The organism is Sinomonas terrae (assembly GCF_022539255.1).
Classification (GTDB): Bacteria; Actinomycetota; Actinomycetes; order Actinomycetales; family Micrococcaceae; genus Sinomonas; species Sinomonas terrae.
The window spans coordinates 213033-229132 of record NZ_JAKZBV010000001.1 but is presented as its reverse complement, the minus strand read 5'-3'; the positions used below and the strand labels follow the sequence as shown (position 1 = coordinate 229132).

At 67.3% G+C, this 16100-nt stretch carries 15 protein-coding genes; 7 read left to right on the top strand and 8 right to left on the bottom strand.

All coding sequences use genetic code 11. The annotated features are described in order from the left end of the window. Positions 1 to 183 precede the first annotated feature (183 nt). The 3 genes from L0M17_RS01155 to L0M17_RS01145 are packed head-to-tail and all read right to left on the bottom strand — an operon-like array spanning position 184 to position 2830. Positions 184 to 1515: an MFS transporter gene (locus tag L0M17_RS01155; protein ID WP_241050469.1), complete on the bottom strand. Its 1332-nt coding sequence runs from the start codon at positions 1513 to 1515 to the stop codon at positions 184 to 186. A 14-nt stretch (positions 1516 to 1529) separates the two neighbouring features. After that, positions 1530 to 2141 carry an RraA family protein gene (locus tag L0M17_RS01150; protein ID WP_241050467.1) on the bottom strand — a complete coding sequence of 204 codons (612 nt, stop codon included), beginning with the start codon at positions 2139 to 2141 and terminating at the stop codon, positions 1530 to 1532. Beyond that, positions 2138 to 2830 carry an RraA family protein gene (locus L0M17_RS01145; protein WP_241050465.1) on the bottom strand — a complete coding sequence of 231 codons (693 nt, stop codon included), beginning with the start codon at positions 2828 to 2830 and terminating at the stop codon, positions 2138 to 2140. The genes L0M17_RS01150 and L0M17_RS01145 overlap by 4 nt, the downstream gene beginning before the upstream one ends. 113 nt (positions 2831 to 2943) lie before the next feature. Here L0M17_RS01145 and L0M17_RS01140 point away from each other — a divergent pair, with 113 nt between their 5' ends. The 6 genes from L0M17_RS01140 to L0M17_RS01115 all read left to right on the top strand — a co-directional run bounded on the left by L0M17_RS01140 (position 2944) and on the right by L0M17_RS01115 (position 9869). Then, on the top strand, positions 2944 to 3885 hold the full coding sequence (locus tag L0M17_RS01140; protein WP_241050463.1) for a LysR family transcriptional regulator: 942 nt from the start codon (positions 2944 to 2946) through the stop codon (positions 3883 to 3885). Between the two features lie 928 nt (positions 3886 to 4813). Beyond that, on the top strand, positions 4814 to 5863 hold the full coding sequence (locus L0M17_RS01135; protein ID WP_241050461.1) for an ABC transporter substrate-binding protein: 1050 nt from the start codon (positions 4814 to 4816) through the stop codon (positions 5861 to 5863). Further along, positions 5860 to 6660, top strand: a complete 801-nt coding sequence (locus L0M17_RS01130) for an ABC transporter ATP-binding protein (protein WP_241050459.1) — start codon at positions 5860 to 5862, stop codon at positions 6658 to 6660. Before L0M17_RS01135 ends, L0M17_RS01130 begins: the two co-directional genes overlap by 4 nt. Beyond that, positions 6660 to 7544 (top strand): ABC transporter permease, encoded by an 885-nt coding sequence (locus tag L0M17_RS01125; RefSeq protein ID WP_241050457.1) that lies wholly within the window; start codon positions 6660 to 6662, stop codon positions 7542 to 7544. The genes L0M17_RS01130 and L0M17_RS01125 overlap by 1 nt, the downstream gene beginning before the upstream one ends. Positions 7545 to 7575: 31 nt before the next feature. Then, the gene (locus tag L0M17_RS01120) at positions 7576 to 8529 is read left to right on the top strand and encodes a TauD/TfdA dioxygenase family protein (protein ID WP_241050455.1); all 954 of its coding nucleotides are present in this window, start codon (positions 7576 to 7578) and stop codon (positions 8527 to 8529) included. A gap of 2 nt (positions 8530 to 8531) precedes the next feature. Further along, positions 8532 to 9869, top strand: coding sequence for an LLM class flavin-dependent oxidoreductase (locus L0M17_RS01115; RefSeq protein ID WP_308196783.1), 1338 nt, complete (start codon positions 8532 to 8534; stop codon positions 9867 to 9869). A 119-nt stretch (positions 9870 to 9988) separates the two neighbouring features. Here the strand turns inward: L0M17_RS01115 and L0M17_RS01110 are convergent, their stop codons facing one another. From L0M17_RS01110 to L0M17_RS01095, 4 genes are read right to left on the bottom strand one after another with little or no spacing between them, the layout of a single operon-like run. Then, positions 9989 to 11362: an NAD(P)(+) transhydrogenase (Re/Si-specific) subunit beta gene (locus L0M17_RS01110; RefSeq protein WP_241050453.1), complete on the bottom strand. Its 1374-nt coding sequence runs from the start codon at positions 11360 to 11362 to the stop codon at positions 9989 to 9991. Next, positions 11359 to 11682, bottom strand: coding sequence for an NAD(P) transhydrogenase subunit alpha part 2 (locus tag L0M17_RS01105; protein WP_241050450.1), 324 nt, complete (start codon positions 11680 to 11682; stop codon positions 11359 to 11361). The genes L0M17_RS01110 and L0M17_RS01105 overlap by 4 nt, the downstream gene beginning before the upstream one ends. Then, positions 11682 to 12899 (bottom strand): Re/Si-specific NAD(P)(+) transhydrogenase subunit alpha, encoded by a 1218-nt coding sequence (locus L0M17_RS01100; RefSeq protein WP_241050448.1) that lies wholly within the window; start codon positions 12897 to 12899, stop codon positions 11682 to 11684. The genes L0M17_RS01105 and L0M17_RS01100 overlap by 1 nt, the downstream gene beginning before the upstream one ends. Before the next feature lie 54 nt (positions 12900 to 12953). Next, positions 12954 to 13760, bottom strand: a complete 807-nt coding sequence (locus L0M17_RS01095) for a sigma-70 family RNA polymerase sigma factor (protein ID WP_241050446.1) — start codon at positions 13758 to 13760, stop codon at positions 12954 to 12956. 201 nt (positions 13761 to 13961) lie between these two features. Between L0M17_RS01095 and L0M17_RS01090 the strand changes: the two genes are divergently transcribed. Further along, entirely contained in the window at positions 13962 to 14969 is a 1008-nt protein-coding gene (locus tag L0M17_RS01090) for a homoserine dehydrogenase (RefSeq protein ID WP_241050444.1), read from the top strand. A gap of 4 nt (positions 14970 to 14973) precedes the next feature. Here L0M17_RS01090 and nicT read toward each other — a convergent pair whose 3' ends face one another. Continuing rightward, positions 14974 to 16098 carry a Nickel transporter NicT gene (nicT, locus tag L0M17_RS01085; protein WP_241050443.1) on the bottom strand — a complete coding sequence of 375 codons (1125 nt, stop codon included), beginning with the start codon at positions 16096 to 16098 and terminating at the stop codon, positions 14974 to 14976. Between the last annotated feature and the right edge of the window lie 2 nt (positions 16099 to 16100).

Genomic DNA, 16100 nt, shown 5'->3' with positions numbered 1-16100 from the left:
TGGCGCCGGCGTTGCGATGAGCGTAGGAGCGCGAGGGTTGCGGACGGGTTGCAGTGGCGTGGGGGCGGGGCGGGGCACACAACAGCCGCGCTCCCAGATCCATCTGGGGCGCGGCTGTTGGCTTTCCGTAGATCCGCGACATTCGGACTTGGCAGTGCTGCCCTTCCGGCCGCCGGGTCAGTCTTATTGGGGCGCGACCGCTGGCTGGTCAGCGACGAGCGGTCGGTCCGACGTCGTCAGAAGGAACCCGACAATACCGGCGACTGCCATTGCTGCATTAAGCACGATGACGTTGGTCCATCCGAACTGCTGCGCGATGATCGGGGCGACCGTCGGAACGATGGCTGCGGCCACGAAGCCCCACGCGTTCATCCAGCTCCCGACGGCGGCGGTGTAGGCGCGGCCGATGTCTGTGGCGATCGTCCAGGCGAGAGTCTGGGCCACACCGGCTCCTCCGAGGGCGGCACTGAGCCAGATCACGCTGACGAGGACGTTCTGGGACGTGGTGCTCATGACGAGGCACACCGCCGCGATCGCGAGTCCGGCGACGGCGACCAGGTTCCGGGCCTGATACCGGCGCCGTCCGGAGGTCAGGAGCTTGTCGCTGACGACGCCGGCGACCATGACGCTGACGGTGATCGCGACGAAGGAGAGGCTGGTGAACCCTCCGATCGAACCGAAGGGGACGTGCAGGCCCTTCTGAAGGTAGTACGGCAGCCAGTAGATGAAGAACTGGATCGTCCACAGGGTGCCGAAGAACCCGAGCGCGAGCATCCAGAAGGAGCGCTTTCGGAGGAAGAGCCCCCAAGGGGCACGTTCCGGAGAGGCGACCGTGTCGCTGCCCAGGGCGATGAGATCGATCTCGGCCGAGTTCACCAGGCGGTGCTGAGATGGCCGGTCGCGCATGAACAGGTACCAGACCGCGGTCAGGACGAAGCCCAGGATTGCGCAGATGAAGAATCCGCCCTGCCATCCAACAGCTTGGATGATCGGGACCAGGAGGACTGCGCCGAGAGCCGGGCCAAGGAATGCCCCAGCGTTCATCAAGGAGTTCGCCCGACCACGCTCCTTGGAGGGGAACCAGTCGGCGAAGAAGCTGTTCGCGGCGGGGAAGACCGGGGCCTCGCCCGCTCCGAAGAGGGTCCGGACCACTGCAAGCAGAAGGAAAGAGTTCGCCAGACCGGTGAGGCCGGTGCAGATGGACCACGCGAGGAAGGCGACTGTCATCGCCCGCCGCGTCCCGACGCGTCGGATCATCACCGCACTGGGGATCTGGCAGACGAAGTAACCGATGTTGAACAGGGTCGTCGCGAGCCCGAATTGCACCGGTGAGATGTGGAGCGCGGCCATCATCGGGCTCGCGGAGACCGAGAAGACGATGCGGTCAAGGTAGGCGACGAAGCAGATGATGAAGATGATCGCGCCACCGTACCAGCGGATCCGGGTGCTTCGTTGGGCGGTCGGCTCCTCGGCGCGCGCCGGGGCCGCGAGGGTGCTCTCCTCGTCGAGAGGCATGGGTGTTTCCCTTCTCATGATTGCCGACCTGTAGGGTCGAGTCCGTAGAGGTCGATGGTTGTCGCTCCGTTGCGGAGCGCCGCGATGATGGATTCCTCCTGGCGCACACGCTCGTCGGCGCGCTCGAGGATTTCGGCCGCCTGGGCAGACGGAAGGCTGAGGACGCCGTCGGCATCTCCGACGACGAGGTCGCCGGGGCGGATGAGCACCCCGCCAACCCGCACCGGCCGCCCGATCCAGCCAGGGAAGGACTTCGCCGTTCCACGGATGGCGGTGCCGCGGGAGAAGACCGGGAAGCCGAGGGCCTCCTGCTCGACGCTGTCTCTCACGGCGCCGTCGATGACGAGGCCGCCGATGCCACGGGACATCGCTGCGACAGCGAGGATCTCGCCCCAGTGCCCGAAGTCCTGCCCGCCGACGTCCGCTACCAAGATGCTTCCGGGGGGCGCCGCGAGGACGGCGTTGTGCAGGGCGAGATTGTCTCCCCCCACTCCTTGGACGGGAAACGCAGGACCGGCCAGACGAGCACCTCGCCAGAGTGCTCGGATTCCGGGGTCGAGCGCCACGTTGAGTTTGGACGCTTCCAGCAAGGTGGCGCTTGTGTGCGCCGTTGCAAGCGCGCTCACCGGCCGTCCCTCGGGCTCTGCAGGGCGTGGTAGCCGAAGGCTCTGCGTGCACCCACCAGTGACCCGCCTTCGATGGCCGCTTCCGCGATCGCCGTCTCGGTCCTCTCTATCTGTTCCGCGAGCGCCAGAACCTCGTCGACTCTGTTCGCCGGTACGACCAGCACACCATCGGCATCGGCGAGCACGTAGTCGCCCGGGTCGACTCCGATCCCCGCAACCTGCACCCGGCCCTGGACCTCAGCGCAGCGCACGCGATCCTTGCCGGTCCTCATGAAGACCGCGGCCGACCAGAGAGGGTAACCGGCCTCCTCGGACGCCGCGAGATCCCGACATGCGCCATAGACCACCGTGCCAGAAACACCTCGCGCCGCCGCGACCCGGCTCATGATCCCACCCCACACCGTGCAGTCCAGCCGAGCCGCGTTCTCGATCACCACCACGTGGCCGGCAGGAACATCGTCGAGGAAGTCCCCGACCGTTCCTCCCTGTTCGTCGACCGGCTCATATCTGACAGTGAATGCGCGGCCCGCGACGGCCCCGGATGCAGTTCGCCGCGCGACTCCCAGAATCTGGCCGGCAACGCCTAAAGCGTCCATTGCGTCCGAGACCGCTGCGGTGGGGAGCGCCTGCAGCCGCCCGACGAGTGCATCCTCGCCCGAGGCGGTTCGCTCCTCAGTGATGTAAGTCATAGCTACCATCATCTTCTGTTAACTGAGGACAGGTCGAATGCCAATATGTGATGGAATGATGCATCGATTGGATACCGGCCGCAGGGGCCAGAGGCGGAGAACGGCGAGGATCAATGGACATCAAACAGCTCAACGCGCTCCTGGCCGTCGCTGAAACGGGCAGCGTCACCCGAGCAGCCCAAGTGCTGCATCTCGTGCAGCCTGCCGTCACGCGCCAGATCAGGGCGCTCGAATCCGAACTCGGTGTCTCCCTGTTCGAACGCAGCCGGAACGGGATGATCGTGACGGAAGCTGGCGAGCTGCTGGTCGAGCATGCCCGGCGGGCGGTCGCCGAGCTCGAGCGTGGGCGGGCGGCAGTCAGAGCAGACCCTGGGGTCGTGCGCGGCATCGTCAACGTTGGCCTACTGGACAGCGTCACCGACCTCGTCGCCGAACCCCTCGTCGCTGCGATGGCCCACACGCACCCCGACATCGAGTTGCATGTCTTCACTGCCTTCGCGGGCCACCTGCGCCGCTGGCTGTACGACGGGGAACTCGACGTGGCACTCTTGTTCGGCGTTTCTGACCCCTCCGCCATCACCGTCTATCCGGTGGCCCGCGAGAAGCTGTGGGCCGTGGCACCCCGAGAAGCGGGTCTCAAGCCCGAGGAACCCATCCGGTTCTCGGAGGTGGCGGCCCATCCACTTGTCCTGCCCACCCGCGGTAACGCTCTGCGGACCTTGGTGGATGAGGCCGCAGCGCGCGCGGCCACAGAACCGCAGATCGGGGTTCAGACCAATTCGGCCCGGGTCCTCAAACAGCTCGTGGCCGCCGGCCATGGATGGACGGTCCTGCCAGCGGTCTGCCTCATGGACGAACTGACATCCCACTCGCTCTCGATAGCCCCGTTACACGATCCGGCAGCCGCGCGGGACCTCGTCCTTGCCACACCTCGCACAGCACGCCCGACGCCAGCCGCCGAAGCTGTCGCGGCTGCGCTCATGCACCTCTTGCATCGAGCCGCGACCAATGGAACGTGGCCCTCAGTGAGCTGGAACGCCGAAAGACCCAGCTAAGCGGGACCACCAAGCGAAAGGCGAGCAACCGCAGCAGGAGCCTCATCCAACTCCACAACGAACCTCTGCCCGTCCCGGAGAGTGAGTTGGACTGCTGGCGAGCCTCCCCATAGGAGTGCCACTCCGCGCCGCGGCATCATCCGAAGCCCAACGCCCCCAAACTCAGCAACCGAGGCACGCTCAACGAGAGTTGCGGAGATCACGTCGCTCACTGCGATCACTTTGCGGTAGATAGGCCAGAAGCGGACGGTAATCGCATGCTCATCTACGTCTAACGAGATTGTCGCCATGCTGACCGCCACCGCTGCCAGGAGCCCGAGCAGAACTGCGCTACCGATGAATAGGAGAGGAGGAGCGAAACCGGCGGAGATCGCCACCGGAGCACCAATCGAGACCTCCACGCAAACAATGGCCAGGCCGACAATCCGCACCCAGCGAGGCGTTCTACGACGGAAGGTCGTCGATCTCATTCCGCCAGATTCGATCACACTCAGCCCTCTCCTCGATGTGGGCCCCAAGAGACGCAGGAACATCACACCTCTGGCCCCGGACCGGTCGAGTTGGCCCGACCGCCACGAGCGTCCCACGCTCTCGCTCCACAGAGATCAGCGATCGCCGAAGAACCGTGCTGGACTCATCGCAATCCTGCCGATCCTCGTTTCCGACTAGGTGGTGGAACGACGGACTCTGCGTGCTGCGACGGGCGACAGCCTCAGTGGAAACTCCGTGCCGTGCGCCCTGACCCCGAGTGGAGGCTGCATGACGCCGAATTAATCACGTCGCAATCCAAGGTCATATATTTCCCCGTGTTCCGCTGTTTCTCTTCTTGACTCTCGCCCTTCAGTCTCCATAAACCGGCGGCTTAGATAGACCCACCGGAAGAATTCACCGAATTCTCGGCGAGGCAGACAACGTCAAGGAGACAGCCATGAAAGTAATTGCGTCGATTGCGAGTGCGGCAGCCGCCGTCGTCATCGCCGTGGCGGCCTCCGGTTGCTCGAGTTCCGCGGCCGCCACGAGCCCCGGCTCGGAAGTCACCGAACTCCGATACCAAGGCTCGGCGAATAACGTAACCCTTCCCGAACTCGCCGAAGACCTCGGATACCTCGGCAACGTCAAACTCAAATGGGTCGGCAATACGACGAGTGGTCCGCAAGATATCCAGTCTGCGGCGACAGGCCAGACTGATTTCGGCGGCGCGTTCGCGGGAGCGGTCGTCAAACTCGTCGAGGCCGGAGCGCCGGTCAAGGCAGTCGTGAACTACTACGGCGAGGACGCGAAGACCTTCACCGGCTTCTACGTCAAGAACGACAGCCCGATCCACACCGCCCGGGACCTCATCGGGAAGAAGGTGGCGGTCAACACCCTCGGCGCCCATTCCGAGGCGGTCACCGACACGTGGCTTGAGAAGAACGGCCTCACACCGGACGAAATCAAGCAGGTCCAGCCCGTCGTGCTCCCGCCGAACGACACCGAAGAAGCCGTGCGCCGCGGCCAAGTTGACGTCGGCTCGCTGAGCGGCGTGCTGCAGGACAACGCAGTCGCGGCCGGCGGCCTCCGATCCCTGTTCAGCGACTACGGCCTCTTCGGAACGTTCGCAGGGGGTCAATACGTCTTCCGCAACGATTTCATCGCCCAGAATCCGGATACGGTGCGCACGTTCACCACCGGCGTCGCGAAGGCGATCGAGTGGGAGCGTACGACTCCACGCGATCAGGTGATCCAGCGATTCACGCAGATCATCGAAAAGCGCAATCGCGGCGAAAGCACCAAGAGCCTCCAGTACTGGAAGAGCGTCGGGGTGCCTCATGCCGGAATCATCACGGATGCCGATTTCACCCGTTGGCAGAAATGGCTCAACGAAACGGGAATCTTGAACAGCCCGGTCGATCCTTCCAAGTACTACACGAACCAATTCAATGGCCTTGCAAACTCTGCGCCAACAACGCAGGCCACGGCCTCGAAGGATGACGCATGACGCCGAAGATCAGTCTCCGCGACGTCAGCCAGCATTTCCAAGTGCGTGGCGGAGCCGGGCGCTTCACGGCACTCGACAACGTCACGCTCGACGTCCGCGCCGGTGAATTCCTGACCCTCGTCGGGCCGAGCGGCTCGGGCAAGACCACCCTCCTGGACCTGCTCGCCGGCCTCACCCGGCCGACGTCAGGGCAAGTCCTCGTCAACGGCAAACCCGTCACCGGCCCAGGCCCCGACCGCGCAGTCGTGTTCCAGCAATATGCGCTCTTCCCCTGGCGCACAGCGTCCCAGAACGTCTCGATCGGACTCGAAGGAACGGGACTGAGCAAACGCGAGCGTGCCGAAAAGGCGAGCCAGCACCTCGAACTCGTGGGCCTCGCTGGCATCGAGGACCGCTACCCGCACGAGCTCTCCGGCGGGATGAAGCAGCGCGTCGCGATCGCCCGGAGCCTCGCCTACGAACCCGAGATCCTCCTCATGGACGAGCCCTTCGCGGCCCTCGACGCCCAGACCCGCGAACAGCTCCAGGGCGAACTGCTCAGGATCTGGCGCGCCACTGGCAAGACGATCGTGTTCATCACGCACGGCATCGAGGAGGCGGTCTACCTCGGGCAGCGGGTCGCGGTCCTGAGCTCCCGCCCAGGTCGCCTCAAGGCGATCGTGGACATCCACCTTCCCGCGCACGACGACGAGGCGGACATCCGCTCGGATCCCGCCTTCGTCGACTACCGGCACAGGGTCTGGAACCTCCTCCATGACGAGGTGCGCCGGGCCACCGCAGAAAGGATTCCCGCCTGATGAGCACCCTCACCGCTCCGATCCAGGCCAAGGCCAATTCCGGGGCCGACGCAACCGAAGGCCCCATGACGGCGAGCCAAGCCGCGCCCACACGCCGCCTCACTAGGCGACTGCTCGCCGTCGTCCGAACCGCCGTCTGGAAGTCCGCGGCAATCGTCGCCTTCCTACTCTTGTGGGAGATCGGGCCGCAGTGGTTCGCGCCGCCGTCGACCCGCGTCTTCCTCCCGCCGCTGCATGAGGTCCTCACGGCAACTTGGCGTCTCCTCGCAACCGGAGCGCTCGAAAACCACATCGGGGCGAGCCTGACGCGCTCGATCGCAGGGTTCGGCGTCGCCGTCGTCCTCGGAGTCGCAGCCGGCCTGCTGATCACGTGGTATCGCCCGCTCAACACCTTCATCACGCCCCTGCTCGAGGTGTTCCGCAACACCGCGGCTCTCGCACTCCTGCCGGTGTTCACGCTCCTGCTGGGCATCGGCGAGGAATCGAAGATCACGATTGTCGCGTACGCCGCGTTCTTCCCCGTTCTGCTCAATACGATCGCGGGGGTCCGCACGGTAGACCCACTGCTCGTCCGGGCGGCCCGCTCGCTCGGGCTCTCGAGCCTCGCCCTGTTTCGCAAGGTGATCCTGCCCTCGGCTGTCCCCACGATCTTCACGGGCATCCGGATGGCGGGAACCGCCTCGATTCTCGTGCTCATCGCCGCCGAGATGGTCGGGGCGAAGGCCGGGCTCGGCTACCTGATCATCAATGCGCAGTCGAGCTTCCTCATCCCCGACATGTACGCCGGAATCCTCACGGTCTCGCTCCTCGGGCTCGCCGTGAATTCCCTCCTCGTTGCCCTCGAACGCCACTTCTCGAAGTGGCGCGTCGAGACCCGCAGCTAACTCATCGGAACCAACCAAAAGGAATCCAACAATGACCACCGCCCTTGAAACTCAGCTCGAATTCACCAAGCTCGGCTCACGCATCGGAGCGGAAATCCGGGGTCTCGACCTCAGCCAGGACCTCCCGGACGAGGTAGTCGCCCAGATCCGCCATGCCCTCAACCAGCACAAGGCCCTCGTGTTCCGCGAGGCCAACATCCGCACGGACGAGGAGCAGGTCCGCTTCGCCTCGCGATTCGGTCCGCTCACCAAGGCACACCCGACGGTTGCCTCCGTCGACGGCGCCGAGAACGTGCTGCCCGTCGACAGCGAGGACGGCTCGGCCAACACATGGCACACCGATGTCACGTTTGTGCTGAACCCGCCGCAGGCCTCGACCTTGCGGAGCGTTATCGTGCCCGCGTACGGCGGCGAGACGCTCATCGCCTCCTCCGCCGGCGCCTACCAGGACCTTCCCACCGAGCTGCGGAACTTCGCCGACACCCTCTGGGCCATCCACACCAACGACTACGACTACGCCGTGCCGAAGAACCTCGAGCACGCGGGGGCCGAGGAGCGCCGCAAGGTCTTCACACGCGTCAAGTACCAGACCGCGCACCCCGTGGTCCGCGTGCATCCCCTGACCGGCGAGCGAGGCCTGTTCATCGGCGGCTTCGCCCAGCGGCTGCGGATAGTGGGGCTCTCCAACACGGAATCGAGGGACATCCTGCGCCTCCTGCAGGCCTACATCACGCGGCCCGAGAACGTGGTGCGCGTGAGCTGGGAGCCGAACCAGCTCGTCCTCTTCGACAACCGGATCACTCAGCACTATGCGCCGTCCAACTACGACGACCAGCCGCGCAAGCTCAATCGAGTGACCGTCGCCGGAGACATTCCCAGAGGGGTGGAGGGGACCCAGAGCCAGGCCATCGAGGGCGATTCCTCGCACTACTCCCAGATTGTCGCCGTCGGGTCCGAGGTTGCCTCCGTCGGGACGGGTGGTTGACCGTGGCGAAGAAGCTGCATCTCAATGCGTTCCTCATGAGCACAGGCCACCACGAGGCGTCGTGGCGGCTGCCCGAAAGCGATCCACACGCCGGAACGAGCCTCGCCCACTTCACGCGGCTGGCTCAGACCGCGGAGCGCGGCAAGTTCGATTCCGTCTTCTTCGCCGACTCACCCGTCCTGTTCGGTTCCGTTGGCCGACGGCCCGTGGGGGCTGTCGAACCCACCGTGCTGCTCGCCGCCCTCGCAGCGGCGACGGAGCAGATCGGGCTGATTGCGACCGCCTCGACGAGCTACAACTCGCCGTACAACCTCGCGCGGCGGTTCGCCTCGATCGACCACCTTTCCGGTGGCCGCGCGGGCTGGAACGTCGTGACAACGGCGGGGGCAGACGCCGCGCGAAACTTCGGTCTCGAGGACCAGCCCCTGCACCGTGCGAGATACGAACGCGCAGCCGAGTTCCTCGAAGTCGCCTTCAAGCTGTGGGATTCATGGGACGACGACGCCGTCCTGGCCGACAAGGCGGCCGGCGTCTGGGCGGACGCGGAGCGGGTGCGGGCCGTCGACCACGCGGGAGAGCACTTCTCGGTGCGCGGACCGCTCGACGTGCCCCGCTCCCCGCAAGGCCGGCCCGTGATCGTCCAGGCGGGCTCGTCCGAGGACGGGAAGGTCCTGGCCGCGTGGTACGCCGAGGCAGTGTTCACCGCCCAGCAGACCCTCGAAGAAGCACAGGCGTTCTACAACGACCTCAAGGTGCGAACCGCAGTCGTCGGCCGCAATCCGGAGGGCATCAAGATCCTGCCCGGGATCGTGCCAGTGCTTGGCGGGACAGTGGCCGAGGCGCTGCGGCGCGAGCGCGAACTCGACGAGCTCATCCGTCCTGAGTACGCGCGGAATGAGCTAGCGAAGACCCTGCGCGTTGCCCCGGAGGACCTGCCGCTCGACCGGGAGCTTCCTGCCGACCTGCCGGACGAGGACGAGATCGAGGGTGCGAAGAGCCGGTACACGCTCATCGTCGCGCTCGCTCGGCGCGAGCGGCTCACCGTGCGCGAGCTCATCGGGCGTCTCGGCGGGGGCCGCGGGCATCGGACATTGGCGGGCACGCCCGAGCAGGTCGCGGATGAGATCGAGTCCTGGTTCTTGGGCGGGGCAGCCGACGGGTTCAACATCATGGCTGCCGCTCTGCCGTCCGGGCTCGAGGAGTTCGTGGACCACGTGGTGCCGCTGCTCCAGGCCCGCGGCCTGTTCCGGGAGGAGTACACCGGCAGCACGCTCCGGGAGCACTACGGGCTGCCGCGTCCAGCGAACCAGTACGAGGCCGGGCGCCTGGCAGGCGTCTGACCCGCACCTCCCCGCGCTCCCGCCCGGTTGTGTTTTCCCAATCGGTCGGGAGCGCGGCGAGTCGCGCGGATCCCGAGTGTCGCGCGGGCAGAAGTGGGCCGGAGCGAGGCCCCAAGGCGTTAGAGGGCCTTGACCGCCGAAAGCACCTTCGCGAGCGACTCCTTCGCGTCGCCGAACAGAAGCGTCGTCTGCGGTTCGTACAGAAGCTCGTTCTCGATCCCGGCGAACCCGGGCCTCATCGACCTCTTGAGGAACACGACCTGGCGCGCGTCCCCTGCCTCAAGGATCGGCATTCCGTAGATCGGAGACCCCGGCGTGGTCTTGGCCGCGGGATTGACCACGTCGTTGGCGCCCACTACGAGAGCCACGTCGGCCTGCTTGAAGTCCCCGTTGACCTCGCTCATCTCCTTGAGCGACTCGTACGGCACATTGGCCTCGGCGAGCAGCACGTTCATGTGCCCGGGCATCCGCCCCGCCACGGGATGGATCGCGAACTCGACGTCCACGCCACGCGATTCGAGGGTCTGCGCGAGCTCAGCAGCCGTGTGCTGGCCCTGCGCGACGGCGAGCCCATACCCGGGAACGATGATCACCCGCTGCGCATACCCGAGCAGCACCGCGACGTCCTCGGGATTCGAGGAGCGGACAGGCCTCTCGCTCGCCACGGTCGACCCCGCGGTCGAGCCTCCCTTGAACGCGCCGAACATGATCCCAGAGACGCTCCGGCCCATCGCGGCGGCCATGAGCCGGGTGAGGATCGTGCCCGATGCACCCACGAGCGTGCCGGCGACGACGAGCAGCACGTTGCCGAGCACGAGCCCCGACGCGGCGACGGCGAGGCCCGTGAACGCGTTGAGCAGCGAGATCACGATCGGCACGTCGGCGCCGCCGACGGGCAGGACCAAGAGAAGCCCAGCGACGAGCCCCACCGCGAGGACGACGACGGCGAGTCCCACCGAACCCGTCGCCACAACGAGCGCGGCGGTGCCCACCGCGGCAACGAGCACTGCCCCCATGAGCACGGGCAGGCCAAGGAACACGACGGGCCGAGTGGTCATGAGCTCCTGGAGCTTGGCGAACGTCACGCCAGAGCCGGCGAACGAGATCGCCCCCACGAGCAGCGTGAACACGATCGCGACCCGTAGCCAGCCGTCCTCGGCGTGCGGGAGTTCGAGCAGCGCGACGAGCGCGGCCGCTCCGCCGCCCACGCCGTTGAACATCGCGACGAGTTGCGGCATCTGGGTCATCTTGACCCGGCGGGCCACGGGAGCAGCTATCGCGGTACCAAGCACCATCGCGGCGAGGATCCACGGCAGGTTCTCGAGCCGGCTGGAGAGGAAGACCGTCACGAGCGCGATCAAGGCGCCGAATGCACCGACCAGATTCCCCCGGCGCGCGTGCTTGGGCGAGCTGAGCCCCTTGAGGGCGAGGATGAAGCAGACGGCAGAGACGAGGTACAGCAGGGCCGTCCACGTCGGGGCGATGAGCGTCACTTCGCCTCCCGCCCCGGGCCCTGAACCGTTTCCTGCCCCGCGGACTTCAGGCCGCGGAACATCTCCAGCATCCGGTCGGTGACGACGAACCCGCCCACGAGATTGGCCGTCGCGAGGACGACGGCGAGCAGCGCCACCGCGAGCACCCACCCGTCCGTCGCCTGGCCGGCCACCGTGATGGCACCGACGAGGATGATGCCGTGGATCGCGTTCGCCCCCGACATGAGCGGGGTGTGCAGGATGCTCGAGACCTTCGAGACCACCTCGAACCCCACGAACACGGCCAAAACCGTGATCGTGAGAAGCTGAACTCCGCCCATCAGCCTGCCCCTCCCTCGATCTCCTCGTCCTCCCGCCCCTCGCCTGCCCTCAGCACCGGCGATCCCGTCGCCGCGGCGAGCGCCGCGAGAGCCTGCGCGGTGGGCTCGTGCAGGACGCCGCCGTCGTGCGTCAGGCATGCTCCGGCGACGACCTCGTCGTCGAAGTCGGGGTGAACCTCCCCCTCCCGCGTCAGGAGCGCAATGAAGTTGGCGACGTTCTTCGCATAGAGGCGCGATGCGTCGGAGGCCATGGCCGAGGCGGCGTCCTTGAGGCCGACGACCGTGACCTCGCCGGAACCGTCGGCCGTCGGGACGACGACGTCCACCCCCGCGACCGAGCCCTCGACGTTGCCTCCCGACTCCGCGGCCATGTCCACGACGACTGACCCCGGGCGCATGGCGGCGACCATATCCCTCGTCACGAGGAGCGGTGCGGGGCGGCCCGGCACGGCTGCGGTGGTGATGAGGACGTCCGCCTCCGCGACGTGGGGCGCGAGGAGCTGACGCTGGAGCACTGCCCGGTCCGCACCGAGCTCTCGCGCGTAACCGCCCGCGGCCTCGGCCGATTCCAGGTCCAGCCGGATGAACGTCCCACCCATCGACGCGACCTCGTCGGCCGAGGCCGGGCGGATATCGTTCGCGGAGACGCGCGCCCCGAGCCGCTTCGCAGTGCCGATGGCTTGCAAGCCGGCGACACCGGCGCCGAGGACGAGGACGCGGGCGGGCGGAATCGTCCCGGCAGCCGTCATGTAGAGGGGGAAGAACCGCGGAAGCCGTATCGCCGCCTCGAGCACGCAGCGATAACCCGTCACGAGGGCCTGCGAGGTGAGCGCGTCCATCGACTGCGCGCGGGAGATCCGCGGCACGAGTTCGAGCGCGAAAGCCGTGACGCGCCCCTCCGCGAGCGCGCGGACGGTGGGCAATTCGGACGACGGCGAGGCGAGACCAACCGTGACCGTCGCTGGCTTCAGGCGGGCCGCTGCTGGGGGATCGAGCGGGCGGACGTGGGCGATGACGTCGACCGTCGCCACATCGAGGGACGGGACGATCCGCGCGCCCTCCGCAGCGTACGCGGCGTCTGGGTAGCCTGCCGCCGCACCCGCGCCCGCTTCGACGACGACGCCGAGCCCCAGCCCGATGAGCTGCCTCGCCGATTCCGGAGTGACCGCGACGCGCTTCTCCCCAAGGATGCTTTCACGCGCGACGCCGACGTCCACTGGGCCTCCCTCAACGCTGAGTCTTGGGTGCAGTGTATTGCGGCTTGCAGAAACTTACGACGCCGCCGGGGATACGAGACGATGACCGGAGGCCGCGCCCCGGACTGCCTCCGCGAAGCTTTCGAGATAGGCGGCGCGGCGTGGCGACATGGACCGGGATTCGACGGCCGGGGCCGCCTCGGGACCGTCCGCGTAGTGCACGGCGAGGCCTTCGCGGAGGAGGCGGATCGCCTCGCTCCTCTGCTGGGACACGGCGGATGAGCTGATACCGAGCCTCTCGGCGACGTCCTTGACCGAGCCGCCCTCGAGGTAGATCGCCGTCACCACGAGCCGCAGCCGCTCGGGAAGCGAGTCCACGGCGGCGCGCAGGTAGCGCGTTCGCTCGCCCGCCAAGGTCGCTTCCTCGGGGGCGACCGCGTCGGCCACGAGCGTGTCGGAGACGGTCTCGTCGAGGGGACTCACCGTGCGGGCCGCGTCGGCGGCGGCCTCGTCGACGGTCTCACGGCTCACTCCGAGGGCAGCCGCGATCTCATCATGGGAGGGCTTCCGGCCAAGGCTGCTCGTGAGGGTCTCCGTCACGGCGCCGACCGCCTTCATGCGCTTGCGCGCCCCTCGGCCCGCCCAGTCCAGGGACCGGAGCTCATCCATGAGTGCCCCGGTGATGCGGCGCCGGGCGAAGGCCCCGAAGGGAACCCCTGTGCTCGGGTCGAACGACTCGGCCGCAAGCACGAGGCCGAGCGAGCCAGCGGATGCCATGTCCTCGCGGGAGAGGTGGGTGGCTCGGGCGCACAGGTCTGAGACCAGATAGCCCACGAGCGGGAGATGCTCCACCACCAGGCGGTTGCGTTCTTCGATCTTCACCTACACTCCTGCGAGACGAATGTCGTCAATGGAGCCCAAGCGTGAGACCCGCTTTCCCCCGCGCGTCAGGGCTTCCGTTGGACATGTCAATTGTGCGTGTACAACAGCCTTTAGACATGTCTATTTGATGGCGTGTCGCGAGCATGACAGCTGGAGTCACAGGGTCAGCGGCAAATCGAAAATGCTACGCTGGGGCCCGCCATGAAGACCGAGCGGAACATCGCCGTCGCCATCACGGGCTTTGGGAGCATCGGACGCCGGATCGCCCAGATGCTGCTCGCCCGGCGTGAGGCTTACAGGGAGCGCTACGGCGCCGACGTGCGGATCACCGGAGTCTGCGGCTCTGCCGCTGGCCTCATCGACCTCGCAGGGCTCGAGCCCGCCCGGCTGGATGACCGGGAGCGCGTCGCCCAGGGTCTCACCGGTGAGACGTTCCTCCGTCAGATGGATGCCGACGTCCTCATCGAGGCTGGCCCGAGCGACTACCGCACCGGAGGGGCCTCGCTCCTCTACCTCCGCGGCGCCCTCGAACGCGGCATGCAGGCGATCGCCGTCTCGAAGGGGGCGCTCGTCGTCGACCTTCGCGGGCTTCTCCGCCTCGCCGACGCCCACGGTGGAAGCCTCCGGCTCAGCGCAGCCGCAGCGTCCGGCCTGCCCACAGTCGATTTCCTTCGGCACAGTCTGGCCGGCTGCCGCGTCCTTTCCTTCGAAGCGGTCCTCACGGGCACCGCGAACCTCGTCCTCGAGGAAATGATGAACGGCCTCGGCTTCGGCGATGCGGTGGCCCTCGCCCAGGAGCGCGGCATCGCCGAACCTGACCCGAGCTTCGACGTCGAGGGCTGGGACACCGCGGCGAAGCTCGTCATCATCGCCAATGCGGCGCTCGGGGCCGGCCTACGTCTGGACGCCCTCCCGCGGGAGGGAATCAGGCACGTAGGCGCGGACGACGTCGCTCGGTGGCGTAGCGAGGGCCAGTCGCCGCGGCTGGTCGGTTTCGTCGAGCGCGACGACGGCGGCTTCCGGGCCGGCGTCGAACTCCGGACCTACGGGCAGGACCACCCCTTCGCCCATCTGCGCGGGAGCATGAAGGGCCTCACCGCGGTGACCGATGAGATGGGCCCGCTGACCGTTATCGGAGGCGCCTCCGACCCCCGTGCCACGGCCGCCGCAGCGCTCAAGGACTTCGAACACATCCTCGCAGCGCGCTGAAGCATCACCTCGCGAGCCTGTCTCGCCCGCCCTTGCGCGGGGCGCCCTCCCGTTCCTCGATCCGGGCGAACTTCCAAATGCTGATCGCAACGGCCCACGTGAAGAGGAACAGGCCCGTGACGGCATAGCCGGCCGTAGCGAGGTCGATCCGACCGATCGCCGCAAGCGGTCCGTCCGTGATCCCTGCCCTCGCATCGAGGACGGAGGCTAGCTCGACGGTGCCGACTCCCAGAGCCACGGCCACCGAGAGGGCCGTGACGAGGAGGTTGTAGAAGACCTTTCGGGCGGGACGGGCGAGAGCCCAGCCGTACGCGAAGTTCATGAAGCACCCGTCGAGGGAATCGAAGAGGCTCATTCCCGCGGCGAAGAGCACGGGCAGGGTCAGGATGGCGTACCAAGGCAGGGCAAAGGCCGCGGCCCCGCCGGCCAGAACCAGGAGACCCACCTCGGTCGCCGTGTCGAAGCCGAGCCCGAACAAGAGCCCCACGAAGTACATCTGCCAGGGCCTGGCCACCTTCGCCGCACGCCCGAAGAACCGGTTCATGAGGCCGCGCTGGCCGAGCAGCTGCTCGAGGGCCGCCTCCTCCTTCCCGCCACGGCGCATGTGGAGGAGCACGGCGCCCATTCGGATCAGGACGATCAGGTTGAGGATGCCGATGATCCACAGGAACAGTCCCGAGATCCCGGCTCCGACGAGGGCGAGCAGTTGATGCACGCCCGAACCGTCCGCCCCTGTCTGCTGCAGGAAGACCCGGACGCCCGAGGCGAGCAGGGCGCACAGCCCGAACACGATGCTCGAATGACCCAAGGAGAACCAGAACCCGACCGAGACGGGCCGCGCACCACCGTGCATGAGCCTCCGGGTGGTGTTGTCGATCGCGGCGATGTGGTCGGCGTCGAACGCGTGCCGGACGCCGAGGACGTAGGCCGAGGCCCCCAGCCCGACGCCGAAGACACTGACGGAGCCCGAGGGAAGGTTCTGCCCCGCCGTGATCCAGAGCAGCGCACCCCAGCCGATCAGATGCAGGCCCAGCACCACGCCCGCCATCGCAACGATCGAAGCCCATTCGCCCTCGGCGAGGCGCCGAGCCCGAGGGAGGCCTTCCCGAGCGGTCCGCGACGCCGGCACGG